Source organism: Dactylosporangium roseum (assembly GCF_025264685.1).
Lineage (GTDB): Bacteria > Actinomycetota > Actinomycetes > Mycobacteriales > Micromonosporaceae > Dactylosporangium > Dactylosporangium roseum.
In genome coordinates, this window is the sequence record NZ_CP073721.1 from 1,706,063 (window position 1) to 1,732,880 (window position 26,818).

The window sequence follows — 26,818 nt, forward strand, 5'->3', positions numbered from 1 at the left end:
CGCCATGCGCTTCGCCAAAGGACACGGCACGGGCAACGACTTCGTCATCCTGCCCGATCCGGACGGCGTGCTGCCGTTGACCCCGGCGTTCGTCGCCGCGCTGTGCGACCGCCGTCGCGGGATCGGCGCCGACGGCGTCCTGCGGGTCGTGCGCAGCGCCGCCCACCCCGACGCCGAGGCGTCCTCGGCCGTCGCCGAGTGGTTCATGGACTACTGGAACGCCGACGGTTCCCAGTCGGAGATGTGCGGCAACGGGGTGCGGGTCTACGCGCGGTATCTCGCCGAGGCCGGTCTCGTCGCCCCCGAGGGGTCGTTCAACCTCGTCACCCGGGCCGGCGTGGTGCCGGTGACGATCGGCGAGGAGATCGCCGCCGGGATGCCGGTCCCGAGGGTGTACGTGCAGAGCGACGCCGGCACGAACGGCGCCACGTTCGCCGGCACCGCCGTCGACGTCGGCAACCCCCATCTCGTGTGCCCGGTCGACGAGCCGACGCTCGAGTGCCTCGACCTGACCGCCGCGCCCGCGGTCGACCCGCTGATCTTCCCCGCCGGCGTCAACGTCGAGTTCGCCGCGGCCGGCTCACCGCCGGTCGGTGCCGATCTCTACCGGCGGATGCGCGTCTACGAGCGCGGCTCCGGTGAGACCCAGTCCTGCGGCTCCGGCGCCTGCGCGGTCGCCGCCGTGGCGCTGCACCACACCGGCCTGGAGGCGGGCGTCGTCGTAGTCGACGTGCCCGGCGGCCGGCTCACGGTGACATCGACCCCGACGGAGTGCGTGCTCCAGGGCCCCGCGGTGATCGTCGCCCACGGCGACGTCGACGAACAGGCCATCCGCCACCTGACCCCGGCCCACTTCTGACCGCCCCCTCGACCCTTCTTTTGCGTTGATCTTGCAGTTGTGGTGCCTGACAAACCCGGGCAAAGAGGGAGTGTCGCGGCACCACAACTGCAAGATCAACGCGCGGGGCGGGGTCAGGACGGCTCGCCGTCCGGGGTGGAGTCCAGGTGTGGGCCCTTCGCCGCCGCTCGCACCGCCGCGGCCACGGCGGGGGCGACCCGGGCGTCGAAGACGCTGGGGACGATGACGGTCGGGTTGAGCTTGTCCTCGCCGACCGTGTCGGCGATCGCCTGAGCGGCCGCCAGGGCCATCGCCTCGGTGAACTCCCGCGCCTGCGCGTCGAGCATGCCCCGGAACACGCCGGGGAAGGCCAGCACGTTGTTGATCTGGTTGGGCTGGTCGGAGCGGCCGGTGGCGACGATCGCGGCGTGCTCGCGGGCCTCCCGCGGGTCGACCTCCGGGTCGGGGTTGGCCAGGGCGAACACGATCGAGCCGGGCGCCATCGCGGCGATGTCGTCGCCGGTGAGCAGGTTGGGGGCGCTCACCCCGATGAACACGTCGGCGCCGACCACCGCGCCGCGCAGGTCGCCCCGGTAGTCGTCCTTGTTGGTGTTGTCGACCAACCACTGCCAGGACCTCGACAGCCCGGTCATGCCCCGGTGCAGCGCGCCCGGCCGGTCGGAGGCGATCACGTCGCCGACGCCCTGGCGCAGCAGGAGCTTGATGATGGCGGTGCCGGCGGCGCCGGCACCGCTGACGACCACCCGGACCTGGTCGATCGGCTTGCCGACCACCCGCAGTGCGTTGGTGAGGGCGGCCAGGACGCAGATCGCCGTGCCGTGCTGGTCGTCGTGGAAGACGGGGATGTCGAGCTGGTCGCGGAGCCGCTCCTCGATCTCGAAGCAGCGCGGCGCGGCGATGTCCTCGAGGTTGATGCCGCCGTAGGCCGGCGCGATCGCCCGCACGATCGAAATGATCTCTTCCGTGTCCTGCGTGTCGAGCACGACGGGCCAGGCGTCGACCCCGCCGAAGCGCTTGAACAGGGCGGCCTTGCCCTCCATGACGGGCATCGCCGCATACGGCCCGATGTTGCCCAGGCCGAGCACGGCCGAGCCGTCCGTGACGACGGCGACCGTGTTGCGCTTGATCGTCAGGCGGCGGGCGTCCTCGGGATGCTCGGCGATGGCGAGGCAGACGCGGGCCACACCGGGCGTATACGCGCGGGAGAGCTCGTCGCGGTTGCGGAGGGCGACCTTGGGTGCGACCTCGATCTTGCCGCCGAGGTGCAGGAGGAACGTGCGGTCGGAGACCTTGCGGACATCGACCCCGTCGAGCTTCTCCAGGCCCGCGACGACCTGCTCGGCATGGGCCGAGTCGGCGGTGTCGCAGGTGAGGTCGACGACGACGTTGGCACTGTCGGAGTCGACGACGTCGACGGCGGTGACGATGCCGCCCGACTCGCCGACCGAGGTCGTGAGGCGGCCGATCGCGGAGGCATCGGCCAGCACGGAGACGCGAATGGTGATGGAGAAACCGGCGCTGGGCAGACGGTGCGTGGCAGGTGTCACGTGCCCATTCTCACCCCATTCTCACCCCGCCCGTCACCCGGCTGCCGCACCGGGACCTTCTGATCGTGACAGGTCGATGGCCGTACGGCCAATATCAAGTGCTTTCGGATGCCTGAGGTGTCACGATTGACGGGTTGTCACCGCACCATCGAGGAGTACATGTTGCGAGCACGAGCGACGTTCGAGGACCTTGCGGACGATGTCGAGTTCGACGCGGGTGATCTCGAGCTCGAGGAGCGCCACGCCCTCCGCCGCGTCGCCGGCCTTTCCACGGAGCTCGCCGACGTCACCGAGGTCGAATACCGGCAACTGCGCCTCGAGCGGGTGATCCTGGTCGGGGTGTGGACGGAGGGCACCGCCACCGACGCCGAAAACTCCCTGACCGAGCTGGCCGCGCTGGCCGAGACCGCCGGATCGCAGGTCCTCGACGGGCTGATCCAGCGGCGCAGCCGGCCGGACTCTTCGACGTACGTCGGCCGGGGCAAGGTCGACGAGCTGCGCGCCGTCGTCCGGAGCACCGGCGCGGACACCGTCATCTGCGACGGCGAGCTGTCGCCGTCCCAGTTGCGCACCCTGGAGTCGCAGGTCAACGTGAAGGTCATCGACCGCACCGCGCTGATCCTCGACATCTTCGCCCAGCACGCCAAGAGCAAGGAGGGCAAGGCCCAGGTCGAGTTGGCCCAGTTGCAGTACTTCCTGCCACGGCTGCGCGGTTGGGGTGAGGCGCTCAGCCGGCAGGCCGGTGGTTCGGCCAGCGGCAACGGCGGCGTCGGCCTGCGCGGTCCCGGTGAGACCAAGCTGGAGACCGATCGGAGGCGCATCCGCCACCGCATCGCACGCCTCAAGCGGGAGATCGCCGCGATGGCGACCATCCGCGACACCAAGCGGTCCACCCGCCGGCGCAACCGGGTGCCGAGCGTGGCCATCGCCGGCTACACCAACGCCGGCAAGTCCAGCCTGCTCAACCGGCTGACCGGCGCGGGGGTGCTGGTCGAGGACGCGCTGTTCGCCACCCTCGACACCACCACCCGGCGGGCACGCGCGGCGGACGGGCGGATCTACACGCTGTCGGACACCGTCGGGTTCGTCCGGCACCTGCCGCACCAGTTGGTCGAGGCGTTCCGGTCGACCCTCGAGGAGGTCGCCGAGGCCGATCTGGTGCTCCACGTGGTCGACGGCGCCCACCCAGACCCGGAAGAGCAGGTTCGAGCAGTACGTGAGGTGCTGGCCGAGGTCGGCGCCGACGCGGTGCCCGAGCTGCTCGTGGTCAACAAGGTCGACGCCGCCGACGAGGAGACCCAGTTGCGGCTCAAGCGCCTGTGGCCCGACGCCGTCTTCGCGTCGGCCCGCACGGGTGCCGGCATCGACGACGTCCGTGCGGCGGTCGAGGACCGGCTGCCGTGGCCGGCGATCGAGCTGACGGCCGTGGTGCCGTATGACCGCGGCGACCTGGTCGCCCGCGTCCACGCCATCGGCGAGGTGCTCGAAACCGCGCACCTGGCCGAGGGCACGCGCATCCGTGCACGGGTCACCGAGGCACTCGCGGCCGAGCTCGCTCCGTTCGCGATGTCCGCATAGAGTTTCTGCAATCACAGGGAGTGACAGCCGGACCGGGCGCACCCAGAACCGGTCCGGCTCTGCCAGACTTGTGCGATGCGACGACGGGTGGGGCTCTGCGCGGCCGCTGTTCTGAGTCTGTCGGCCGGGCTGTCATCTCCGGCCGCGGCAGCGCCGTCCCCGTCGAGCCATCCGTCACCCGCCGCGTCCGGCGCCGGCCAGGCCGTTTGCACCCCGGACGGCCGGCAGGTGAGCGAGATCTCCGGTCTCGTCGCCACCGCCACGGGCTTCTACGCCATCCAGGACAGTCAGTCCGGCGGCAACAAGGCGAAGATCTTCCAGCTCGACAGCGCGTGCAAGGTGGTCGGCACGATCAGCTACCCGTCCACGGCACTCGACCCCGAAGACCTGGCGATCGACAAGACCGGCACGCTGTGGATCGCCGACATCGGCGACAACGACGAGGCCAGCGGCGGTAGCAAGGACCCGCGCCGGACGATCGCGGTGTGGAGCCTGCCGGCCGGCTCCAAGGAGCCGACGATCCACCGGCTCGCATATCCGGACGGCAAGAAGCACGACGCAGAGGCGATGCTCCTGGCCGCCGACGGCAGCCCGATCATCATCACCAAGACGCCGGCCAGCGAGGTCTGGGTCCCCGAGGGGCCGTTGCAGCCGAAGGCCCAGGAGGGTGTGAAGCTCAAGAAGGTCGGCTCTTTCACGGCGCAGGACACGAAGACGCCCAACCCGCTCGGCCTGCTCGGCTGGAAGCTCGTCACCGGGGCGGCGGCGTCGCCCGACGGCTCGAAGGTCGTCATCCGGACGTATTCGGACGCATACGAGTTCGACGTCCCCGGTGGTGACGTGGTCAAGGCGATCACGACCGGCAAGCCGCGCATCACCCCGCTGCCGAACGAGCCCCAGGGCGAGTCGATCACATATTCGGCCGACGGTAAGACCTACATCACCGCCTCGGACGTCGACTCGGCGAAAAAGGTTCCCCTGCTGCGATACACGCCGACCAACATCAGTCCGGGCAAGGGCGCCGGCGCCAACCTGCCCGCGCCGAAGGGCGACGACCAGTCGTTCCTGGAAAGCCTGACGCTCCAGGACATCACGTATGCGGTGGCGGCCATCGGCATCGTGGGCCTCATCCTCGTCGCGGCCGGCATCTTCGGCATCCGCCGTGCCCGCATGGCCCGCCGCAACGCGCCGCCCGCGGCCCCGGTCCGCGCCGCGGCCTCGGTCGGCGGGCCGGGTGGCGGTTTCGGCGGCCGCCCAGGTGGCGGTTTCGGCGGCGACCCGCGCGGCGATCCGTTTGAGGCCGGTCCGCCAGGTGGTTCGGGCGGCCCAGGTGGCCCCGGCGGTGCGGGTGGCACGGTCTACGGCGCCCGTCCGGCCGCTCCGGCCACGGCTCCAGCGCCGGCCAACCGCGGCGGCACGGTCTACGGCGCTGCCCCGTCGAGTCCCGGTCCGGCCGGATACGACCAGGACGGTCCGGACCGGGACGGCCCGGTGTACGGCCGGGGCGGCTCCGGCTCGGCCGGCCACGGGCAGCAACCCTCGGGCACGCGCGGCTTCGGCCAGCAGGGCGGCTTCCCTCCTCCGCCGCCCCCGCCGGGCCAGACCGGCGGCGTGTACGGCCGAAGCCGGCACCCCGGTGACCACGACGGCTACGACCGCGGCTACGCCCCACACCGCTGACACCCCTCGCGGTCCGCAATTGACCTTGGTGGCGATCCGTGGCCCGGCCACTGGCCAGGTCCACGTCCGGCCGGAACGTGCCGTGCCGGGTCCGGCGGCGACCGCGAGCGGCGGACACCGGACCGTGCGACTATGCGCCACCGTCCCGTTGCGCAACGCGGGGTTGACGGGCGGCCGCGCGCCTGCAAGTCGCGGCCTTGGATGGTCCACGACGATCCTGGCCGCGATCCAGCAGTCGCCCGCCACGCCGCACCGATCACCAAACGTGCGAACGTCGAGCCACCGGAATCCGGCAAGGTCGGATCGGGCTGGCGTCAGATGCGGCGGACCACCGTCACGACGCGGCCCAGGATGGTCGCGTTGTCGCCCGGGATGGGATCGAAGGCGGCGTTTTGCGGCATGAGCCAGACGTGGCCGTCGCGGTTGCGGTAGGTCTTGACGGTCGCTTCGCCCTCGAGCATGGCGGCCACGATGTCGCCGTTGTTGGCGTTGGGCTGCTGGCGGACGACGACCCAGTCGCCGTCGCAGATGGCGGCGTCGAGCATCGAGTCGCCCTTGACCTGCAGCATGAAGAGCGTGCCCTCGCCGACCAGCTCGCGGGGGAGCGGGAACACGTCCTCCACCGCCTGCTCGGCCAGGATCGGGCCACCGGCGGCGATGCGGCCGAGCACCGGGACGTAGGCCGGCGACGGGCGGGCCGCGCGGGCCGCCTCCTCGTCGACGGCCACCAGCTCACTGGGCGGGCGGACGTCGACGGCACGCGGGCGGTTGGGGTCGCGGCGCAGGTAGCCCTTCCGCTCGAGCTCCTTGAGCTGATAGGCGACGCTCGACGGGGAGACCAGGCCGACGGCCTCGCCGATCTCGCGGACGCTCGGCGGATAACCGTTGCGCTCGACCGCGCCGCGGATGAATTCCAGGATCCGGCGCTGCCGGACGGTCAGGTCGGCGGCGAACAGGTCGGGGAACGCGCTGACCACCGCGGTCACCGCGCGCATCTCCGGCTCGCCTCCGCGCCGGCGGGTGCCGCGGCGGGAGCCACGGCCAATCGCGGTGACCTCGGCCGGCTCGCTCACGGGTGCGTCGGTGCGGTCGTCGGCTGACACGTCGTCCTCCCTCTGTCGACACGCGCAGCCGCTGCGCGTGCGGACGGGCCGTGGGGTGGCCCGTCGACCTGTTCGGCCCGGCTGGGCGGCCCAGGCTGTCATGTTTCGCCCTGCCACGATCATCAACACACGCAACGCCTTGATCGTGTGTGGATCACCGTATCGCCGAAGTGTGCCAGTTTCAAACATCTGTACTACGTGGCGGGCTGTTTTTCGGCGGGTCCGCTCGACACGTGTCTTCTTGCTCTGATAGGACCATCGTACGTCCGTTCGATAGAACGGCTGTACGGAAATGAGGGGGAGCCGTGCCGATTCGCCTGACCCGGCGGGGTCGCGTCGTGGTGTTCTGTTTCCTGCTCGCCGTCGCCGGGGGTCTGCTGGTGCTGGTGTCCACGCCCGGCCGGGCCGCCGATCCGCCCGGCCCCGCGCCGACCGTGATCGTGCAGCCGGGCGACACGTTGTGGGGAATCGCCGGTCGTCACGCAGGGTCGCGTGGTCGTGACGCCACGGTCGAGGACATTCGCCGTCTCAACGACCTGGACGGCTACGGGATCGATGCCGGGCAGCGATTGATCTTGCCGCGCACCCGCTGAGCAGGGCGAATGTTGATCGAGGGTCGTCCAGTCTGTTGAGACGCGCGACACAAACGTGTCGGGATCCGCGTTTGACTTGCGTAGGCGTAGGCGTCGGCATAGCGTCTACCCCTAGATGTAGTAGTTACAGGGCTGCAAGTCGTCCACAGGTTGTGGATTCGACAATCACCCCTACCTAACGTCATCTTTCCGGCGGAGCCCGCACCAAGGGTGACCGCTGGATGTCCGTGTGCGTTTTATACGGACATATCCGGCGTAGACTGAGAGAAGGTGCATCGATGCGGTGCCCGTACTGCCGGCACGCCGATTCGCGGGTGGTCGACTCCCGTGAGGCAGAGGATGGCCAGATCATCCGGCGGCGCCGGTCCTGCCCGGAATGCGGCCGGCGGTTCACGACGGTCGAGGAGGCCGTGCTCGCGGTGGTCAAGCGCAGCGGGGTGACCGAGCCGTTCAGTCGCTCGAAGATCATCTCCGGCGTGCGGAAGGCCTGCCAGGGACGGCCGGTCGACGAGGACGCGATCGCGTTGCTCGCGCAGAAGGTCGAGGAGACGGTGCGCGCCAAGGGCGCCGCCGAGCTGCCCAGCCACGAGGTCGGCCTGGCCATCCTCGCGCCGCTGCGGGAGCTCGACGAGGTCGCCTACCTGCGGTTCGCGAGCGTGTACCGGTCGTTCGACTCGCTGAGCGACTTCGAGCGGGAGATCGCCGCGCTAAGGGCCGGGCAGAAGCAACAGCCGCCGACGCAACAGCCGCCGGCGCACCACCAGCAGCCGGCGCAGCAGCAACAGCCGGTACAACCGCAGCAGCAACAGGCGCAGCAGCCACCGTCGCGGCCGGAGCAGAAACCGCCGGCGCCGGCGAAGGAACAGCAGGGGGAGGCCGGGGAACCGGCGGACAACACGCTGACGGCGGCCGGAGGCGTGCACACCGCGCGCCCGGTCGCATGACGCGAGCACCACAACTTCGAACCAGGATCATTGACCAGAGGGGGCCGCGGATGGCGGGGGAGACGAAGACCAAAGCATCGGCACGCAAGGGGCTGCGGATCGAGCGCGTGTGGACGACCGAGGGTGTCCACCCCTATGACGAGGTGACGTGGGAGGCCCGTGACGTCGTCATGACCAACTGGCGGGACGGCTCGATCAACTTCGAGCAGCGCGGCGTGGAGTTCCCGCAGAGCTGGAGCATCAACGCGGCGAACATCGTCACGACGAAGTACTTCCGCGGCGCGGTCGGGACCGAGGGCCGTGAGCGGTCGCTGCGCCAGCTCATCGACCGCGTCGTGTCGACGTACCGGAAGGCCGGCCAGGACTACGGCTACTTCGCCACCGACCAGGACGCCGAGATCTTCGGTCTCGAGCTGACCTGGATGCTGCTCCACCAGGTGTTCAGCTTCAACTCGCCGGTCTGGTTCAACGTCGGCACCCCCAGCCCGCAGCAGGTCAGCGCCTGCTTCATCCTCGCCGTCGACGACTCCATGGACTCGATCCTCGACTGGTACAAGGAAGAGGGCCTGATCTTCAAGGGCGGCTCCGGATCCGGCGTCAACCTGTCCAGGATCCGCTCGTCCAAAGAGCTCTTGAGCAGTGGTGGCACGGCCAGCGGCCCGGTCTCCTTCATGCGCGGCGCCGACGCGTCCGCCGGCACCATCAAGTCGGGCGGGGCGACCCGCCGCGCGGCGAAGATGGTCATCCTCGACGTCGACCACCCCGACGTGGAGGAGTTCATCGAGACCAAGGCTCGTGAAGAGGACAAGATCCGCGCCCTGCGGGACGCCGGCTTCGACATGGACCTCGGTGGCAAGGACATCGTCAGCGTCCAGTACCAGAACGCGAACAACTCGGTCCGCGTCTCCGGCGAGTTCATGCGCTCGGTCGAGGACCACACCGAGTTCGCGCTGCGGTCGCGGCTCGACGGCAGCGTCGTGTCGACGGTCAAGGGCAAGGAGCTGTTCCACAAGATCGCACAGGCGGCGTGGGAGTGCGCCGATCCGGGCATCCAGTACGACGACACGATCAACGACTGGCACACCTGCCCGGAGACCGGTCGGATCACCGCGTCGAACCCCTGCAGCGAGTACATGCACCTGGACAACTCGAGCTGCAACCTCGCCTCGCTCAACCTGCTGAAGTTCCTCGACGCCGACGGCACGTTCGCCGTCGAACGGTTCGTGAAGTCGGTCGAGCTCGTCATCACCGCGATGGACGTCTCGATCAGCTTCGCCGACTTCCCGACCGAGAAGATCGGCGCCACCAGCCGCGCGTACCGGCAGCTCGGCATCGGCTACGCCAACCTCGGCGCCCTGCTGATGGCCAGCGGCCTCGCGTACGACTCCGATGGTGGCCGTGCCGTCGCGGCGACGATCAGCAGCCTGATGACCGGCACGGCGTACCGCCGCTCGGCCGAGCTGGCCGGGGTGGTCGGCGCGTACGACGGCTACGCCCGCAACGCCGAGCCGCACCAGCGGGTCATGCGCAAGCACGCCGACGCCAACGACGCGATCCAGACGGTCGGCACCGTCGACACCGCGATCAAGGCGGCGGCCACGGCGGAGTGGCGGCGCGGCAACGAGATCGGTGCGAAGAACGGCTGGCGCAACTCGCAGGCCAGCGTGCTCGCACCCACCGGCACCATCGGCCTGATGATGGACTGCGACACCACCGGCGTCGAGCCCGACCTGGCCCTCGTGAAGTTCAAGAAGCTCGTCGGCGGCGGCTCGATGCAGATCGTCAACCAGACCGTGCCGCGCGCCCTGCGCAACCTGGGCTACCAGGAGGAGCAGGTCGAGGCGATCGTCGAGCACATCTCCGCCCACGGCCACGTCGTCGACGCGCCCGGTCTGCGGCCCGAGCACTACAACGTCTTCGACTGCGCCATGGGTGAGCGTACGATCGCGCCGATGGGGCACGTCCGCATGATGGCGGCGATCCAGCCGTTCATCTCCGGCGCCATCTCCAAGACGGTCAACATGCCGGAGTCGGCGACCGTCGAGGACGTCGAGGAGATCTACCTCCAGGGCTGGAAGCTCGGCCTCAAGGCCCTCGCTATCTACCGGGACAACTGCAAGGTCGGCCAGCCGCTGTCGGCGGTGAACAGCTCCAAGAAGGAGGCGGCCCCCGTCCAGGAGGTCGTGAAGACCGAGAAGGTGATCGAGTACCGGCCGGTGCGCAAGCGGCTGCCGAAGAAGCGGCCCAGCTCGACGGTCTCGTTCTCCGTCGCGGGCGCCGAGGGGTACCTGACCGCGTCGTCGTACCCGGACGACGGCCTCGGCGAGGTCTTCCTGAAGATGTCGAAGCAGGGCTCGACCCTGGCCGGCGTCATGGACGCGTTCTCGGTGGCGATCTCGATCGGCCTCCAGTACGGCGTGCCGCTGGAGACCTACGTCAGCAAGTTCGTCAACATGCGGTTCGAGCCCGCCGGCATGACCGACGACCCGGACATCCGCCTGGCGTCGTCGGTGATGGACTACATCTTCCGCCGGCTGGCGCTGGACTTCCTGGACTTCGACACCCGCTCGGAGTTCGGCATCCTCACGTCGGCGGAGCGCGCGGCCCAGCTCCGTGCCGAGGCCGGCGAGGCCGACGTCGACCTGACCGAGATGCGCAACTCGGCCCCGGTCGAGAAGGTGGAGAAGACCGAGAAGCCGGCCGCGGCGGCGAAGCCCGTCGAGACGCCGGCGACGCGCAAGGCCGGCTCGTCGACGGAACTGCTGGAGCTGGTCCAGGGCAAGGCGGCCGACGCGCCGCTGTGCTTCACGTGCGGCACGAAGATGCGCCCGGCGGGTTCCTGCTACGTCTGCGAGGGCTGCGGCTCCACCAGCGGCTGTAGCTGAGCCGCCGGAGCGACGACCGCCCGGCTCCCCCGAGGGAGCCGGGCGGTCTGCCGTCGGCGGAGCCGGGGGCGGGTCAGAGGCGTACGACCTCGATGTCGAGCTCCGGGTGACGGGCCCGCACCGCCAGCGCCCGGCGCTCCGCGGTCTCCGACAACGCCACCAGCCGCATGCTGCCCGGAATCCGTGCCACGACCGCGTCCAGGCGTTTCGGCGACGACACCGGCTCGTGTTCGTACGTCGCCGCCGCCATCGTGCCCGACGTGCGCTGCAGCGTCTGCAGGAACAGGGTCATGCGGTACGACTCGTAACCCTCGTCGTCGCCGACGATCACCGTCGGGATGACCGGATCGTCGGTGAACCGCGCATGAGTCTCCAGCACCGCCCGCGCCTCCGCCCAGTGCCGCGTCAACTGGTACCGGCGGTCACCGGGCCCGGCCGTGAAGCCGCCCACGACGAGCAGGAACACCAGCACCGCCGCCGACCAGCGGGGAACGGCCGAGCGACCGGGTTCGGGGGGCGGCAGGTGCAGCAGCACCGCGCCGACGCCCGCGATCAGCAGCGCGAACAGCAGGAACAGCGCCTTGCTGGCGTAATAGCCGCCGCTGCCGCTCGCGAACCACTGCGCCGCGGCCATGGCACCGGCGAAGCCGGCGACGGGCACGAACACCATGGCGTAGCCGCGCCAGACGCGGCTGCGGCGGGCCCGCCGCGTCAGCAGTGACACGCCCACCACGACGCCCAGCACGACCATGATCGTGCGGTCGAAGCCCATCGCGCCGGCCGTGAACAGCACGCTCCCCTGCCCGGCGAGGAGGACCCCCGTCGCCATCGGCACGGCCGAGACGACGGCCAGGGCGGCGGCCACCCCGGCGAAGGCGCGGTGCTTGAGGACCCGGTGCCGGTCGCGCCGCAGCCAGACGAGGACGGCGAGCCCGACCGGCGGCAGGTACAGGTAGTAGGTGAAGCCGACCGCGCCGAGCAGCAGCCCGACGAGGACCAACTGCTGACGCGCCCCGGCGAGCGGCCGGACCAGCAGCGCGAGCAGCAGCACCGCCGCGGCCAGGCCGGCGACCTGGCTCGGGTAGCCCATCCGCACCATGTCCAGGAGCGGGCCGAAGCCGCACAGCCCGGCCACGAACGCGGCGACCGGCAACTGCCGGGAGGGGGTCAGGACGGCCGCGCCGATCCACTGGGCGGCCCAGATCAGTGCGAGGGTCAGCAGCAGGTATCCGCCGAGGACGTAGGCCAGGTAGTGCGTCAGCATGCTCGTACCGCTGCCGAGATCGCCCGACGACGAGCGCACGAAGCCGTCGAGCAGCCCGGCCAGGAGGTGCGACCCCTGCGGGTAGGTGACCATGCCGCGGTAGACGAGCCGCTCCGCCGCCTCCGGCTGCTCGAACAGGTAGCCGCCGGTCCGGCGGATCGCGTCGAACACCGAGGTGTGCCGGGCCAGGTCCTCGCCGTCGAGCATGCGCGCGAGCCGGCCGGCGGGGCCGTCTCGCAGCACCGGGCGGATCAGCACCGCGGCCACCCCGCCGACCGCGGCGGCCGCGATCGCGTCGCCGATGCGGGGCCGGGGCAGCGCCGGCCGACGCCCGGTGACGGCCGCCGCGACGATCAGGACGGTGAACGCGGTCCCCGCGACGGCGACCGGGTGCAGGCCCCAGGGCCAGACGGCGAAGACGAGCCCGGCGACGCAGGTGAGGCCGAACAGCAGCCCGATCGCCAGCATCAGCCGGTCGAGGAGTGTCCGGCCGCCGCGGAGCACGGCGGCGACGGCGACCACGAGCAGCGGTGGGAGTATCGCGGCGACACCGGCGGCGTACGCCGCGACGACCACCACCCACGCGGCCGTCACCAGTCCGGCCGTGCGTAGTTGAACCCGGTTGCCCGGACCCGCTGTGACCTGGACGTCCCGGGACTCGCCGGGCGTGGCGTCCGGCTCAGGTGGCGCTACCACTGACACAATCCGTTCAACGAGCAAGTCGGTCATTCGGTATTTACCGCTTTTATCAGCAAATCTCGGTGCTGGTTGCGTCGTTGATCGGGGAGACACCCCACCGGATTGGACCTGGCGTGCGGATCATCGCTTCCTGGTCGCAGCTACCGACGCTGCGTTCGCGGTACTCGCCGAAGGCGAACAGCCTCGGTTTCCTGCGCCTGGGCCTGGCCTTCGCCGTCCTGGTCGCGCACTCCTGGCCGCTCGGCTTCGGCGCGGGCAACCCCGGCCTGCGGCAGACCCACGGCCAGATCGACCTCGGCACCCTGGCCGTGGACGGGTTCTTCGTCCTGTCGGGCTTCCTGGTGACCGCGAGCGCCCAGCGCCTCGGCGCGATGCGTTTCGCCTGGCATCGGTTCCTGCGGATCTTCCCCGGGCTGTGGGTGTGCCTGCTCGTCATCGCGTTCGTCGTGGCGCCGCTGCTCAGCGTGATCACGCGCGGCTCGCTGCGGTCGCTGTTCGACCACCCGGCGGGCCCGATGCGGTACGCGTGGGCCAACTGGTTCGGCAACCCGCACCAGTGGGGGATCGGTGACCTGCTGACGGAGACGCCATACGGGCGCCTCGCCCACGGCAGTGTCTTCAACGGTTCACTGTGGAGTCTGGCGTACGAGCTGAGCTGCTACGCCGGCCTGATCGCGCTGATCGCCGCCGGGGTGCTCCGCCGCTCGCCCGGCCTGGTCCTGGTGCTCGCCGTCGGCACGTACGCGGTCATCGTCACCGACTTCTTCCTGGCGCTGCCGTCGTCGGGCCCGGCGACGCATCCGCTGCAGCGGGGCGTCCTCGGCCCGATCCCGCTGATCGGCTACCTGGACCTGCAGACGATGGTCTACCTGGGCTTCCTCTTCCTGCTCGGCGCGGTGTTCCAGTTGTACCAGCACCGCGTCCCGATCCACCCCGTGCCGGGCCTGGCCGCCGCCGTGGTCCTGGCGTCGTCGATGTTCGTGGGCGGCTTCTACGTGTTCGGTTACCCGGCCTACGCGTACCTGCTGATCTGGGCCGCCTGTGCCCTCCCGCCGGTCCTGCACCGGGTGGGCCGGGACCGCGACTACTCCTACGGCATCTACATCTACGCGTTCCCGGTGCAACAGTCGGTGGCCCTGTTCGGCGGCGCGCAATGGGGCCTGGTGCCGTACATCGTGCTGTCGGCCGCCGGCGCGCTGGCACTCGCCGCGCTGTCCTGGCACGTCGTGGAGAAGCCGGCGCTGTCGCTGAAGCACTGGTCCCTGCGCCGCGAGATCCGCCGGCCCGCCGAGTCCCCGGTCCTGGTGGGCGCCGGCCGCCCCTGACAGCGACACCGCTACGGCCCGTCCCGGTCGCTGGGCGCCTATCGGGAGACCGCCGTGTCGAGCGTCGCCGAGTTGCTGGCCGGAGCCGTTCCCGACGGGCTCTGAGCCGGGCACCGGACGCCGTGCTGGCCCGGTGGGACTACGCTTCCGCCACGCCCCGCGGTTGGAGGAAGCCATGTCGAAGGTGAAAGCGTCCCTATTCGGGCTCGCGTTCGGCGACGCACTCGGCGCGCCCACCGAGTTTCTGAGCTACGAGGAGATTCTGCGCCGATACGGGCAGCGCGGCCCGCACGACTTGCCACCGCGGGCGATGGTCACCGACGACACGCAGATGACCCTCGCCGTCGCCGACGGGCTGCTCAGCGCGATGGAGGAGCCGCCGGTCACGGCCGAGCGGCTGGAGCCGCGGATCCGGGGCCGGTTCCTGCAGTGGTGGAGCAGCGACGAGAACGACCGGGCGCCCGGGCGCACCTGCATGGACGCCTGCGCCGGGATGGCCGCCGGCAAGCCTTGGTGGGAGGCGACCGTCGCCGGCTCGAAGGGCTGCGGCGCCAACATGCGCGTCGCGCCGATGGGTTTCGCACCCGGCCTCACCGACGACGAGCGCGCCGGTGCCGCGCAGTTGCAGGCGGCGCTGACGCACGGCCACCCGACCGGGCTGGCGGCGGCGGAGCTGTCCGCGTTCGCCGTGCGCTGGTTGATCGACGGTCTGGCGGTCGCGGAGCTTCCCGAGGCGCTGCGGGAACGGTGCGCGTCGCAGCGGACCGTGTACCGCGGGGACTGGCTCGGCGACCAGCTCTGGCGGCAGCCGATGGCCGAGTCGCCGGAGCGGTTCATCGCCCGCGGCTGGGACGAGTGCCGCACCGCGCTCGACGGGATCGAGGACGCGGTGCGGTACATCGGGCCGGACGTCGACCCGTGCTCGGCCGCCGGCGCCGGCTGGGTCGCCGAGGAGGCGCTCGCCACGGCGGTCTACTGCCTGCTGCTCTTCCCCGACAGTCCGGTCGACGCGATCGCCCGGGGTGCCGCCTCCTCCGGCGACTCCGACTCCATCGCCTCGCTCGCGGGCGGCTTCGCCGGCGCGGCGCACGGCGAGGACGCCTGGCCGGCCGAGTGGTACGAGCGGATCGAGTACCGCGCGGAGCTCGACCGGCTGGCGAAGGCCTGGAGCTGACGAGCGGGCCGGCCGCCTGGTGTACACGTTCGCCCAGGCGCTGACGAAGGCGCCGCTGGGCCTCCACAGGAGGGCGGCGGCGCCGCGCCGGGCCCAGCCGCCCGCCGGCGGACCCGCTAACCCGCCGAGCGGCGGATCCGGCGTAGGCCGACGGCGGCGGAGACGCCGGCCGCCGCCACGTCGGCGAGGGTGAACAGCAGCCGCGACACGAGCGTGATCGCCCACGCCGACGGCCACGACATGCCGAGGCCGGCCAGGGCGACCGCCATCAGGAACTCGCGGGCGCCGAGGCCCGACGGGGCCACGATGACGAAGGTGCTGATGCTCAGCGCGAGCGCCATGGCGAACACGCTGCCCAGGAAGCCCTCGAAGCCGGGCAGGTCGGACCGGACCAGCAGCCAGACGTGCAGGCCGGCGGCCAGGTAGCCGATCGCGATCCAGGCGACGCTCTCCAGCACCGGCCGCCACCCGATCGGGCGGTCCAGCGGCGCGCGGCGCAGCAGCCGCATCGCCCGGTTGACCAGCCAGGTGAGCAGCGGCGGGTAGCAGCAGACGAGGGCGAAGGGGAAGAGGATCACCGCGGACCAGACCGCGATCGGCCCGAACGTGCCGTGGCCCGACGCATCGGCCCCGTCGGAGGCGAAACCGAAGCCGGGTGCCGACAGGATCAGGCCGCACGCGACACCCAGGCCGGTCACCACGACCGACCCGATGAACACCTTCGCGCGGGAGACCCCGGCCCGGCGGCCGAGCTCCATCTGCACGACGTAGGCCCAGACCGTGCCCGGCAGATACTTGCCCAGTGCGCCGACCAGCATGATCGGCGCGGCGTCCCGGACGCGCAGCCGGTGGTCGAGGTTGCCGACCATCGCGCGCCACGCCATCATCGTCGCCCACAAAGAGACGACGGCGGCGGCGAGCGAAGCGACCAGCGACGGCCACGACAGCTCCCGGAACGTCGTCGCGACATCGCTCCACTGGTCGACCGTGGTCGCGACGATGAAGTAGACGATGCCCAGCACGGCCAGGATGCGGACGGCCTTGACCAACCTGGCACGCCAGGGACGGGCCGGTGGCGTCGGAGCGACCGCCGGGTCCTGCACAGGGTCGCCGGTGATCGTTTCGGACTCACCCACGACCGGTCACGCTAGCATGCAGGCCTGCGACCCTCTCAGGCTGAAGGAGCCCACGTGCGGTACGTGGTCATCGGTGGCGGCATCGTTGGGCTCGCCACCGCCCACCGGCTGACCCTGGAGCACCCGGACGCGCAGGTCACGGTGGTCGAGAAGGAACACACGTGGGGTGCGCACCAAACCGGGCACAACTCGGGCGTGATCCACGCCGGGGTGTACTACAAGCCCGGCAGTCTCAAGGCGACGCTCTGCAAGGCCGGGAGCGCGTCCATGGTCGAGTTCTGCCGGGAGCACGACATCCCGCACCGGGTCACCGGCAAGCTGATCGTGGCGACCGACGAGTCGGAGTTGCCGCGCCTGCGCGCGCTGTACGAGCGGGCGCTCGCCAACGGCCTGCCGGTGCGGATGGTCGGCCAAGGGGAGGCCCGCGAGCACGAGCCCGAGGTCGCCTGCGTCGAGGGCATCCACGTCGCATCGACAGGCATCGCCGACTTCGGCGCGGTCTGCGTCGCCCTGGCCGCGCTCAGCGAGAAGAACGGCGCCACCCTGCGCCCCGGCAGCGCCGTCACCGGCATCCGCGACCGCGGGAACGAGATCGTGGTCGGCACGACGACCGGCGACCTGACCGCCGACGTCCTCGTCAACTGCGCCGGCCTGCACGCCGACCGGGTCGCCCGGATGGCGGGGATCCGCCCGCCCGCCCGGATCATCCCGTTCCGGGGGGAGTACTTCGAGCTGCGCGAGGACCGGCGGCACCTGGTCAACGGCCTGATCTACCCGGTGCCCGACCCGCAGTTCCCGTTCCTCGGCGTGCATCTCACCCGGATGGTGGACGGCAGCGTCCACGCCGGGCCGAACGCGGTTCTCGCCCTGGCCCGGGAGGGCTACACGTGGGGCCGCATCCGGCCCCGTGACGTCGCCGACGCTGTCACCTACCCGGGGCTGTGGGCGCTGGCTCGCCGCCACCTGCGGTACGGGCTGACGGAGGTGCGCCGGTCGCTGTCGAAGCGCCGGTTCGCCGCGAGCCTCGCCCGGCTCGTCCCCGCCGTGACCGCCGACGACCTGGTGCCGGCCGCCGCGGGGGTCCGCGCCCAGGCGATCACCCCCAAGGGGGACCTCGTCGACGACTTCCTCATCGTCGCCGAGGGGCGGCAGGTCCACGTCCTCAACGCACCCTCACCGGCGGCGACCAGCTCGTTGGAGATCGCCAAGTACATCACCGCACGACTACCGGTGGGGTAGGGCTTTCCATCGAACGCGGTCGGTACTACGGTGGGCCGCTGTGCGAATGGTGTTGGTGGCCGCGTGCTGTGCACTGCTGCTCGGCGGCTGCGACGGGGACGCCGGCGCCGCGCCGGCCGCTCAGCGATCGACGGCACCGGCGGCCGCGGCCGGCGGCGCGTGCCAGCTCCTCGACTTCGCGATGGTCAACGCGAAGCTCGGCCTCGACCTGAACGTGGCCGCGGCGGCGACCCAGGAGAACACCTTCACGTGTGTGCTCCAGACGCAGGGCGCCAGCTACCCCGACCTGATCCTGTCGGTGAGCAGCACCACGGTCGGCGCCGACGTCTTCGGCTCGATCGTCCAGCCGAAGGACGCCACCGCCGTCCCGGACCTCGGTCTGGTCGGCTACGAGATGCCCACCCCGCCGGTGGGCGACGCCGGGCCGGGCGTCGAGGTCGGCTGGCTCGCCGGCAACAAGCGCATCATCGAGCTGTCGCTGCGCTTCGCCCCCGGCACGGGCGACGACAAGGCCGCGGAGGCGATGCCGAAGGTGGTCGAGCTGGCCAAGCTGATCGACCTGAGCAGTCTGTGAACCGGCCGGCGTCCAGGTCAGCCCCGCGCACCGACCGCGGCGGCGAACAGCCGCTCGGGGTCGCCGAAGTACCGCCAGGGCCACACCGCGGGCCGGGTGCCGCTCAGCCGTAGGTGCGGACGGGCCCGGTCGGGAACGTTGGCCTGGTGGTACAGCGCGGCGAACGCCTGGTGGGCCGTGATCGTCCACGGGTGGTTGGCGAAGGCCGCGGCTCCGGCGAGCAGCCGGTCGGAGGCCGCGTCGACCTCCAGGCGGATCGCGGTGTCGGCGAAGTACCGCCAGGCGCGCCAGAACCGCGTGAACACGGTGCCCCGCAGGAGGCCGTCGACGTAACCCTCGATGTGGGCCAGGGCGACCAGGGCCAGGAGCGGGTGGCCGTCGGGCCGCTCCGCCGCCCGGGTCCGGGCGAACGCCAGGACCCTCTCCTGGCTGCCGTACCACTTGTTGGTGAGGCCGGCCAGGTAGCGGGTGTGGGCGCGGTACAGGTCCGGCGCCAGGATCATCGCCCGCTTGAACACGTCGGTCGGCTCGCTCGTGTACAGCGGCGCGCCCAGTACCACCCCGACGAGCTCGCTCCACGGCACCGGGTCGCTCAGGTCGAGCGCCGCCGCCCGGCGCAGGGCCCGGCGCGCCTCGCCGACCAGGACCTCCTGGTCGCGTAGCTGCCGATGGCTGGTGTGCTCGCCGTCGGCGGTGCCGCGGGCCGTCCACGCCGCGGCGGCGAGCGACGCCCCGAGCAGGAGCCAGCGCTCCGGCCGGTACGGCTGCCGGTCGGCGAGGTCGCGCAGCGGGTCCAGGTGCCGCTGTCCGGCGCCGCCGAGCACTTCGACCACGTGCTCCTTGCGATGGACGTCGCCGGCGGTCGTGATCAGCTCCAGCGCCGGCTGCGGGTCGGCGTCGTCCGCGAGCATCCGGAGCGCTTTCTCCAGCACCTCGTCGGAGAACGCAAGGTCGAGGGCCACGACGAGAGCCTAAGGCGGCATATGGCGTCAGGAGCGGCGCAATCCGTCACTATCGCCCTCGGGTGGGTTCGCCCGGTCGTCGTAGCGGCGGCGGGCCTCCGCGACGTCGGCGCGGTGGCGCTCGGCCCAGGCGGTCAGGGCGACCAGTGCCGTGTGGAGCTCCGTGGCCATGGGCGTCAACCGGTACTCCACCCGGGGCGGGACGGTCGGGTAGACGGTCCGGACCAGCAGGCCGTCACGTTCGAGGTTGCGCAGCGTCAGGGTCAGCATCCGCCGGCTGATGCCGCTGATGGCCCGCTCCAGCTCGGTGAACCGGATCGGGCCGTCAGCGGCGGCGACGAGAATGCACACGCTCCACTTGCCGGCGACCCGGTCGACGACCTCCTGCACGGAGCAGGCGGGCGCGCAGCCGTCCTCGGACCGCATGACTGGTCAGTGCGCGGCGACGAACACCCGCGAGGCGACCTCGCGGGGAAGGCGGATGCGTTCGCCGGCACGGTCGATGCTGACACCGTCGCGCTCCTGCGCCACGGTGACCGTCGCGCCCGGGTCGATGCCGGCGGTGTGCAACTGGCGCAGCACGTCGGCGTCGGTCTGGACGCTTTCGCAGATGCGGCTCACGACGACCGAACCGGCGAGCCCGGGAAACGCCAGGTTGCGCTCCGCGTCGCCCACCTCGTCGGCGGTGCCGCTGCCCTCGAGGCTCTCCAGGCCCGGGATCGGGTTGCCGTAGGGCGAACGGGTCGGCCGGCCGAGCAACTCGTAGACCCGCTGCTCGACGGCGTCGCTCATGACGTGCTCCCAGCGGCAGGCCTCTTCGTGAGCCTGCTCATACGGCAAGCCGATGACGTTGACCAGCAACAACTCGGCCAGCCGGTGTTTGCGCATGACCGCGACCGCGTGCGCGCGGCCCCCGTCGGTCAGCGCCAGGTGGCGGTCGCCCTCGACGATCAGCAGGCCGTCACGCTCCATGCGGGCGACGGTCTGGCTGACGGTCGGGCCACTCTGACGCAGGCGCTCAGCGATCCTCGCCCGCTTGGGGACGATGCCCTCCTCCTCGAGCTCCAGGATCGTCTTCAGATACATCTCGGTGGTATCGACCAGGTCGTTCACTGCCCTGCCCTCCCGGTACGCGATGCTACCCGCTGCGTACGACAAGATTGGAACGTGACAGCCAACCGGGCGATCTTGGACGTTGCCGTGCTCGCCGAGCTGGTGCGGTCAGCCCAACCGCCGACTCTTCTCGATGTGCGCTGGACCCTTGCGAAGGACGGCCGGGCCGCATACACGGCCGGCCACCTGCCTGGCGCGGTCTTCGCCGACCTCGACGTCGACCTCTGTGGGCAGCCGGGCGCCGGTGGGAGGCATCCGCTGCCCGATCCCGCGGAGCTGGAGACAGCGCTGCGGAGATTGGGGGTCCGCGCCGGACATCCGGTGGTGGTGTACGACGCAGGCGGGTCCAATCCTACCGGCGCCGCGGCCCGGGCCTGGTGGACGCTGCGCTGGGCCGGTGTGGACGACGTCCGGGTGCTCGACGGCGGATACGCGGCGTGGGTGGCGGCAGGACTGCCGGTGACGACCGAAGCGCCGGTGCCGGCAGCGGGGGACGTCGTTGTGACGCCTGGACACATGCCGGTATGGACGGAGGTCGAGGCCGCCGACCCGCGCAACACGCTCATCGACGCCCGTGTCGCCGCCCGGTTCCGCGGCGAGGTCGAGCCGGTCGACCCGGTCGCGGGCCACATCCCCGGCGCGGTCAACGTCCCGGCGGCGCGGACCGTCACGCCGGAAGGGCTGCTCACACCGCTCGGCATCAGCGGCGACCGGATCGGCGCCTACTGCGGGTCGGGGGTCACGGCCGCGCAGATCGTGCTGGCCCTCTACGAGCAGGGGCTGGACCCGGCGCTGTACGTGGGATCGTGGAGTCACTGGATCACCGATCCCACCCGTACCGTCGCAACGGAGGAATCGTCGTGAACACGCTCGTGGTCTGGGACGAGGCGCTCCTGCGGTACGACATGGGCGACCATCCGCTGGATCCGGTGCGGGTGGAGCTGACCATGGCGCTCGCGCGGTCGCTCGGGGTGCTGGACCGGCCAGGTGTCACCGTCCAGCGGCCGGAGCCGGCCACCGACGCGATCCTCGCGACCGTCCACGACCCCGACTACATCGCCGTCGTGAAGGCCGCGTCGACCGGCCGGCGGATCGGCATGATGGGCCTCGGCACGCTCGACAACCCGACGTTCGTGGGCATGCACGAGGCGAGCGCGCTGATCGCCGGCGCCACGCGGCGGGCCGCCGAGGCGGTGTGGCTGGGCGAGACCGACCGCGCGGTCAGCATCTCGGGCGGCCTGCACCACGCCATGCCGGACCGCGCGGCCGGATTCTGCGTCTACAACGACCCCGCGGTCGCGATCAAGCGCGTCCTCGAACTCGGCGCGCAGCGGGTGGCCTACGTCGACATCGACGTGCATCACGGCGACGGGGTGCAGGAGATCTTCTACGACGACCCGCGGGTGCTCACCGTCAGCCTGCACGAGTCGCCGCGCACGCTGTTTCCCGGCACCGGGTTCCCCGACGAGACCGGCGGGCCGGGCGCGGAGGGGTCGGCGGTCAACGTGGCCCTGCCGCCCGGGACGGATGACCAGGGCTGGCTGCGGGCGTTTCACGCGGTGGTACCGGGTGTGCTGCGCGCCTTCCGCCCGCAGTTGCTCTTCACGCAGTGCGGTGCCGACACGTACCGGCACGATCCGCTCGCCAATCTGCGGCTCACCGTCGACGGTCAGCGCGCGGCCTATCTCGCGCTGCGGGACCTCGCCGCCGAGGTCGCCGGCGGGAAGTGGGTCGCCAGCGGCGGCGGCGGATACGCGCTGGTCGAATGCGTTCCCCGGGCCTGGACCCATCTGCTGGCGGTGCTGACCGGCGACGCGCTGGACCCGGCGGTGGAGACACCCGCGGCCTGGCGGGAGCTGGCCGCCGAGCGGCGCCCCTCCCATCGGGTGCCGCCGGCGATGACGGACGGCGGCGACGTCGAGTGGATCCCGTGGGTGCCCGGCGAGTCCCCGGACGCGATCGACCGATCGATCATGGCGACGCGCCGCCTGACGTTCCCGTTCTTCGGCCTGGACCCGCATGACCCGCGTGACTGACCCGCACCCGCCGCCGTCCCGCGCCGATCTTGCAGTCATGGTGCCGCGACACTCCCACTTTGTCCGAGTTTGGCAGGCACCACAACTGCAAGATCAACACAGCGTGGGGGGCTCGGGGTGCGGGACGTCAGGTGCGGACGACGGCCTCGATGCGCGACAGCCGTTGCTTGATCTTGTCCAGCTCGGCCAGCATCGCGCTCTCCGCCGCCTGGGATGTGCCGAACGACGTCTCGGGCGACGCGGCGGACCGCAACGACGACAGCTCGTCGTGCAGCGCGGTCAGTGTCCGGGCCACGACGTCGAGGAACTCGTCCACCTCGTCCTCGTCGTAGCCGCGCTTGCCGAAGGGCGCCTTCGGGAACCTGACGGCCTGCACGTCCGCCGGGGTCAACATCATGCCGGACACGGTACATCCCCCGTGGTGCGACGATGGGGAACGTGAACGACACGTCGAGCCGGGCCGCGGACGTCCTGCTCTCGGACGGCACAACCGTCCACGTGCGGCCGATCCGGCCCGACGACGCCGACCGGATCGTGGCGCTGCACTCGCGGTTCTCCGAGCGCACCCGCTACCTGCGATACTTCTCCGCCTACCCGCGCATCCCGGCACGTGACCTGGAGCGCTTCGTCAACGTCGACCACCACGACCGCGAGGCGTTCGTCGTCGAGCACGCCGGTGGGCTGATCGCGGTCGGGCGGTACGAACGGCTCGGCGCCGGCTCGCACCAGGCCGAGGTCGCCTTCGTCGTCGAGGACGCGCACCAGGGCCGGGGGATCGGTTCGGTGCTCATCGAGCATCTCGTCGCGGCGGCAGATGCCGAGGGCATCACCGAGTTCGAGGCGGACGTGCTGCCGGTGAACCAGGCCATGCTGCGGGTGTTCGTGGCCGCCGGGTTCCGGATCGAGCGCGAGTTCGCCGACGGGGTCGTGCATCTGTGGTTCCCGATCGCCGCCACGCCCGACTCCCTGCGGGTCCAGTGGACCCGCGAGCAGCGGGCCGAGGCCCGCTCGATCGGGTGGCTGCTCAACCCGCGCGGCGTGGCCGTCTACGGCGCCCGCGCCGACGGCACCGGCGTCGGCGCGGCCCTGCTGAACCACCTCAAGGGCGCCGGCTTCGCCGGTGAGCTGATCCCGGTCCACCCGTCCGCCACGGTGGTCGGCGGCCGTCCCGCCGTCGCCTCGTTGCGCGGTATCTCCGGCGTCGACCTCGCCGTCGTCGCGGTCCCGGCCGAGGCCGTCCCGGGTGTCGTCGAGGATTGCGCCGCGGCCGGCGTCCACGGTCTCGTCGTCGTGTCGGCCGGGTTCGCCGAGGCGGGCCGGGCCGGCGCCGAGGCGCAGGCGGCGCTGCTGCGGGCGGTCCGCGGCCAGGGCATGCGTCTCGTCGGGCCCAACTGCCTCGGCATCGCCAACACCGACCCCGGCGTGCGGCTCAACGCCACACTGGCGCCGCTGCTGCCCCGCCGGGGCCGCGTCGGCTTCTTCAGCCAGTCGGCCGCACTCGGCACGGCGCTGCTGGCCGAGGCCGACCGGCGGGGCCTGGGCCTGTCGACGTTCGTCTCGGCCGGCAACCGCGCCGACGTGTCCGGCAACGACGCGTTGCAGTACTGGCGGGAGGACCCGCAGACCGACGCCGTCCTGCTGTACCTCGAGACGTTCGGCAACCCGCGCAAGTTCGCGCGCATCGCCCGCGAGCTGGCCCGCCGCAAGCCGGTCGCCGCCGTCGCCAGCCCGGTCCGGCCGCCGGCGCTCGACGCGGTGACGACCGGCCCCGACGCGCGCGGCGTGGCGGCCCTGTTCGCCAGCTCCGGCGTCATCCGGGTCGACACCGTCGCCGAGCTGTTCGACGTCGGGCTGCTCATCGCCGGGCAGCCGCTGCCGCCCGGCAACCGGGTCGCGGTCGTCACCAACGCCGCCGCCCTGGGCGTGCTCACCGTTGCCAAGGCGCCGGCCGCCGGGCTGCGCGTCGCCGACGGTTACCCGCGGGATCTCGGCCCCGCCGTGTCGGACGTGGACTTCGTGAAGGCCGTCCACGACGCCCTCGACGACGAGACCGTGGACGCGGTGGTCGCCGCGTACGCGCCCGCGCTCGCCGAGGGCGACAATCTGGGCGTCGCCGAGCTCCTGCGCAACTCCACCGCTGGGTCGGCCCGGCCGCTGGCCGTGGTGATGCCGGCGGACCCGTCGTTCACGGTGGCTCCCGCGTACGTCGACGGCGACCCGCCCGCGCTGCCGATGTTCCCCGCGATCGAGGAGGCGGTGCGGGCGTTGGGGCGGGTCGCGCGGTACGCCGCGTGGCGCCGGGAGCCGGTCGGCGCCCTGCCGGCGGGCCTGGCCGGCGTGGACACCGTCGCGGGCGGCGCCGTCGCCGTGCGCCTGGCCGCCTCGGCGCCCCCCGGCGACGACGTCGTGGCTGACGAACTGCTGGCCGCCTACGGCATCCCGGTCGTGCCGTCCCGTCCGGCCGCCGGCGCGGCGGTGGAGGCGGTGGCGGCCGAGTTCGGCTGCCCGGTGGCGTTGAAGGTGGCGACGAAGCCGTGGCGCCACCGGATCGACCTGGGTGCGGTACGGCTGAACCTGACCTCGGCGGCCCTGGTCCAGGAGGCGTACGAGGAGCTGGAGCGCCTCTTCGGCCGCGGCGTCGAGGTGGTCGTCCAGCCGATGGTCGCCCCCGGCGTGGCGTGTGTCGTCGAGGTGGTCGACGACCCGTCGTTCGGCCCGGTCGTCGGCTTCGGCCTGGGCGGCGAGGCGGTCGACCTCCTCGGCGACCGCGCCTGGCGCCCGGTGCCGCTGACCGACCGCGACGCGGCCGCACTGGTCCGCGCGCCGCGGGCGGCCCCGCTGCTCACCGGCTACCGCGGCGCGGCACCGGTCGACCTGGACGCGCTGGCCGACCTCCTGCTGCGGGTCGGCAGGCTGGTGGACGAACAGCCGGCGCTGTCGGCGCTGTCGCTGAACCCGGTGCTGGCCCGCCCGACAGGCCTGGCGGTGCTGCACGCGAGCGCGGTGTTCGCCGGCCTGCCACGTCCCGACCAGGGCCCGAGGCGCCTCTGACCGTGTCGTCGCGTGTTGACCTTGGTGGTTTTCCGTGCCCAGAACCACTGAAAGTCACCAAGGTCAACTCGTTCGGGTCAGGAGGCGTAGGCCTCGAGACGCTTGGCGCGCGAGGGATGGCGGAGCTTCAGCAGCGTCACCTTCTCGATCTGGCGGATCCGCTCGCGGGAGAGGCCGAACTCGCGGCCCACCTCGTCCAGCGTGCGCTGCCGGCCGTCGTCCAGGCCGAACCGCAGGCGGATGACCGCCTGCTCGCGCTGGGACAGCGTCGACAGTACGATCTCGACCTCGGAGCGGAGCATGCCCTGCGAGACGCTGTCGGCCGGCTCCTCGCGGGGGTCGATCCGGGCGACGAAGTCGCCGAGGGCGCTCTCGCCGTCCTCACCGACGGCCTGGTCCAGGCTGACCGGCTCGCGATCGTACGAGATGAGCTCGATGACCTGGTACTCCTCGACGCCCAGCGCCGCGGCGATCTCGGCGACGACGGGCTCGCGGCCCAGGGAGGCGGACAGGTCACGGCGGACCCGGACCATCCGGTTGACCTGCTCGACCATGTGCACCGGGATGCGGATGGTGCGGGCCTGGTCGGCCATGGCGCGGGTGATGGCCTGCCGGATCCACCAGGTGGCGTAGGTGGAGAACTTGTAGCCCTTGGTGTAGTCGAACTTCTCGACGGCGCGGATGAGGCCGAGGTTGCCCTCCTGGATGAGGTCCAGGAACGCCATGCCGCGGCCGGTGTACCGCTTGGCGATGCTCACGACCAGGCGGAGGTTGGCCTCCAGGAGGTGTGCCTTCGCGGCGCGGCCCTCGCGTACGACGACCTCGTAGGTGTTCATCCACGCGGGGTGCACCATGCCGGTGGAGAGCTTCTCCTCGGCGTAGAGGCCCGCCTCGATCCGCTTGGAGAGCTCGACCTCCTGCTCGGCGGTCAGCAACTTGGTGCGGCCGATCGTGTTGAGGTACGCGCGAACCAGGTCCGCTGAGACGCCCGTGTTGTCGATCTGGGGCTCGTGTTGCTCGTCGGTCTCAACGTCGGTCGCGTTGAATTCCGTAATG

21 protein-coding genes and 1 pseudogene are annotated in these 26,818 nt (G+C 71.7%); 13 read left to right on the top strand and 9 right to left on the bottom strand.

The window, feature by feature from the left end; all coding sequences use genetic code 11:
• Positions 1-4 precede the first annotated feature (4 nt).
• A complete protein-coding gene (gene dapF / locus Drose_RS08725) occupies positions 5-859 on the top strand; it encodes a diaminopimelate epimerase (RefSeq protein WP_260727667.1) in 855 nt (284 codons plus the stop codon).
• A gap of 113 nt (positions 860-972) precedes the next feature.
• Here dapF and Drose_RS08730 read toward each other — a convergent pair whose 3' ends face one another.
• Positions 973-2,406, bottom strand: coding sequence for an NAD-dependent malic enzyme (locus tag Drose_RS08730; RefSeq protein ID WP_390891345.1), 1,434 nt, complete (start codon positions 2,404-2,406; stop codon positions 973-975).
• 159 nt (positions 2,407-2,565) lie between these two features.
• Here Drose_RS08730 and hflX point away from each other — a divergent pair, with 159 nt between their 5' ends.
• Together hflX and Drose_RS08740 are read left to right on the top strand one after the other, a co-directional pair.
• Positions 2,566-3,984: a GTPase HflX gene (gene hflX, locus Drose_RS08735; protein ID WP_260727668.1), complete on the top strand. Its 1,419-nt coding sequence runs from the start codon at positions 2,566-2,568 to the stop codon at positions 3,982-3,984.
• Positions 3,985-4,059: 75 nt separating this feature from the next.
• Positions 4,060-5,664: an esterase-like activity of phytase family protein gene (locus tag Drose_RS08740; protein ID WP_260727669.1), complete on the top strand. Its 1,605-nt coding sequence runs from the start codon at positions 4,060-4,062 to the stop codon at positions 5,662-5,664.
• 314 nt (positions 5,665-5,978) lie between these two features.
• Here the strand turns inward: Drose_RS08740 and lexA are convergent, their stop codons facing one another.
• A complete protein-coding gene (gene lexA, locus Drose_RS08745; RefSeq protein ID WP_260729658.1) occupies positions 5,979-6,659 on the bottom strand; it encodes a transcriptional repressor LexA in 681 nt (226 codons plus the stop codon).
• A 413-nt stretch (positions 6,660-7,072) separates the two neighbouring features.
• On the opposite strand from lexA, the gene Drose_RS08750 reads away from it, so the two are divergent.
• The 3 genes and pseudogenes from Drose_RS08750 to Drose_RS08760 all read left to right on the top strand — a co-directional run bounded on the left by Drose_RS08750 (position 7,073) and on the right by Drose_RS08760 (position 11,189).
• Positions 7,073-7,360, top strand: a complete 288-nt coding sequence (locus Drose_RS08750) for a LysM peptidoglycan-binding domain-containing protein (protein WP_260727670.1) — start codon at positions 7,073-7,075, stop codon at positions 7,358-7,360.
• 278 nt (positions 7,361-7,638) lie between these two features.
• Positions 7,639-8,073: pseudogene (gene nrdR, locus Drose_RS08755) on the top strand (transcriptional regulator NrdR); the annotation flags it as partial.
• Between the two features lie 281 nt (positions 8,074-8,354).
• Positions 8,355-11,189: a vitamin B12-dependent ribonucleotide reductase gene (locus Drose_RS08760; protein ID WP_260727671.1), complete on the top strand. Its 2,835-nt coding sequence runs from the start codon at positions 8,355-8,357 to the stop codon at positions 11,187-11,189.
• A gap of 73 nt (positions 11,190-11,262) precedes the next feature.
• Here the strand turns inward: Drose_RS08760 and Drose_RS08765 are convergent, their stop codons facing one another.
• Positions 11,263-13,149 (bottom strand): DUF1616 domain-containing protein, encoded by a 1,887-nt coding sequence (locus Drose_RS08765; protein ID WP_260727672.1) that lies wholly within the window; start codon positions 13,147-13,149, stop codon positions 11,263-11,265.
• Positions 13,150-13,265: 116 nt separating this feature from the next.
• On the opposite strand from Drose_RS08765, the gene Drose_RS08770 reads away from it, so the two are divergent.
• Both Drose_RS08770 and Drose_RS08775 read left to right on the top strand, forming a co-directional pair.
• Positions 13,266-14,477, top strand: coding sequence for an acyltransferase family protein (locus Drose_RS08770; protein ID WP_260727673.1), 1,212 nt, complete (start codon positions 13,266-13,268; stop codon positions 14,475-14,477).
• Between the two features lie 175 nt (positions 14,478-14,652).
• Positions 14,653-15,651 (top strand): ADP-ribosylglycohydrolase family protein, encoded by a 999-nt coding sequence (locus tag Drose_RS08775; protein ID WP_260727674.1) that lies wholly within the window; start codon positions 14,653-14,655, stop codon positions 15,649-15,651.
• A 116-nt stretch (positions 15,652-15,767) separates the two neighbouring features.
• Here the strand turns inward: Drose_RS08775 and Drose_RS08780 are convergent, their stop codons facing one another.
• On the bottom strand, positions 15,768-16,787 hold the full coding sequence (locus Drose_RS08780) for a lysylphosphatidylglycerol synthase transmembrane domain-containing protein (RefSeq protein ID WP_260727675.1): 1,020 nt from the start codon (positions 16,785-16,787) through the stop codon (positions 15,768-15,770).
• A gap of 54 nt (positions 16,788-16,841) precedes the next feature.
• Between Drose_RS08780 and lhgO the strand changes: the two genes are divergently transcribed.
• Both lhgO and Drose_RS08790 read left to right on the top strand, forming a co-directional pair.
• Positions 16,842-18,026 carry an L-2-hydroxyglutarate oxidase gene (gene lhgO / locus Drose_RS08785; protein WP_260727676.1) on the top strand — a complete coding sequence of 395 codons (1,185 nt, stop codon included), beginning with the start codon at positions 16,842-16,844 and terminating at the stop codon, positions 18,024-18,026.
• A 40-nt stretch (positions 18,027-18,066) separates the two neighbouring features.
• Positions 18,067-18,600, top strand: a complete 534-nt coding sequence (locus tag Drose_RS08790; RefSeq protein WP_260727677.1) for a hypothetical protein — start codon at positions 18,067-18,069, stop codon at positions 18,598-18,600.
• A gap of 17 nt (positions 18,601-18,617) precedes the next feature.
• Here Drose_RS08790 and Drose_RS08795 read toward each other — a convergent pair whose 3' ends face one another.
• From Drose_RS08795 to Drose_RS08805, 3 genes are read right to left on the bottom strand one after another with little or no spacing between them, the layout of a single operon-like run.
• Entirely contained in the window at positions 18,618-19,562 is a 945-nt protein-coding gene (locus Drose_RS08795) for a hypothetical protein (RefSeq protein ID WP_260727678.1), read from the bottom strand.
• Positions 19,563-19,589: 27 nt separating this feature from the next.
• Positions 19,590-19,988 carry a winged helix-turn-helix transcriptional regulator gene (locus Drose_RS08800; RefSeq protein ID WP_260727679.1) on the bottom strand — a complete coding sequence of 133 codons (399 nt, stop codon included), beginning with the start codon at positions 19,986-19,988 and terminating at the stop codon, positions 19,590-19,592.
• A 6-nt stretch (positions 19,989-19,994) separates the two neighbouring features.
• Positions 19,995-20,648, bottom strand: a complete 654-nt coding sequence (locus Drose_RS08805; RefSeq protein WP_313900039.1) for a metal-dependent transcriptional regulator — start codon at positions 20,646-20,648, stop codon at positions 19,995-19,997.
• Between the two features lie 81 nt (positions 20,649-20,729).
• Between Drose_RS08805 and Drose_RS08810 the strand changes: the two genes are divergently transcribed.
• Together Drose_RS08810 and Drose_RS08815 are read left to right on the top strand one after the other, a co-directional pair.
• Positions 20,730-21,539, top strand: coding sequence for a sulfurtransferase (locus Drose_RS08810; protein ID WP_390891346.1), 810 nt, complete (start codon positions 20,730-20,732; stop codon positions 21,537-21,539).
• A 41-nt stretch (positions 21,540-21,580) separates the two neighbouring features.
• On the top strand, positions 21,581-22,711 hold the full coding sequence (locus Drose_RS08815; protein ID WP_390891421.1) for an acetoin utilization protein AcuC: 1,131 nt from the start codon (positions 21,581-21,583) through the stop codon (positions 22,709-22,711).
• 127 nt (positions 22,712-22,838) lie between these two features.
• On the opposite strand, the gene Drose_RS38730 is transcribed toward Drose_RS08815, so the two are convergent.
• Positions 22,839-23,108, bottom strand: a complete 270-nt coding sequence (locus Drose_RS38730; protein WP_313900006.1) for a DivIVA domain-containing protein — start codon at positions 23,106-23,108, stop codon at positions 22,839-22,841.
• Between the two features lie 32 nt (positions 23,109-23,140).
• Here Drose_RS38730 and Drose_RS08825 point away from each other — a divergent pair, with 32 nt between their 5' ends.
• Positions 23,141-25,762: a bifunctional acetate--CoA ligase family protein/GNAT family N-acetyltransferase gene (locus Drose_RS08825; RefSeq protein WP_260727680.1), complete on the top strand. Its 2,622-nt coding sequence runs from the start codon at positions 23,141-23,143 to the stop codon at positions 25,760-25,762.
• 77 nt (positions 25,763-25,839) lie between these two features.
• On the opposite strand, the gene sigB is transcribed toward Drose_RS08825, so the two are convergent.
• Positions 25,840-26,817, bottom strand: a complete 978-nt coding sequence (gene sigB, locus Drose_RS08830; protein WP_390891422.1) for an RNA polymerase sigma factor SigB — start codon at positions 26,815-26,817, stop codon at positions 25,840-25,842.
• Position 26,818: the final 1 nt, after the last annotated feature.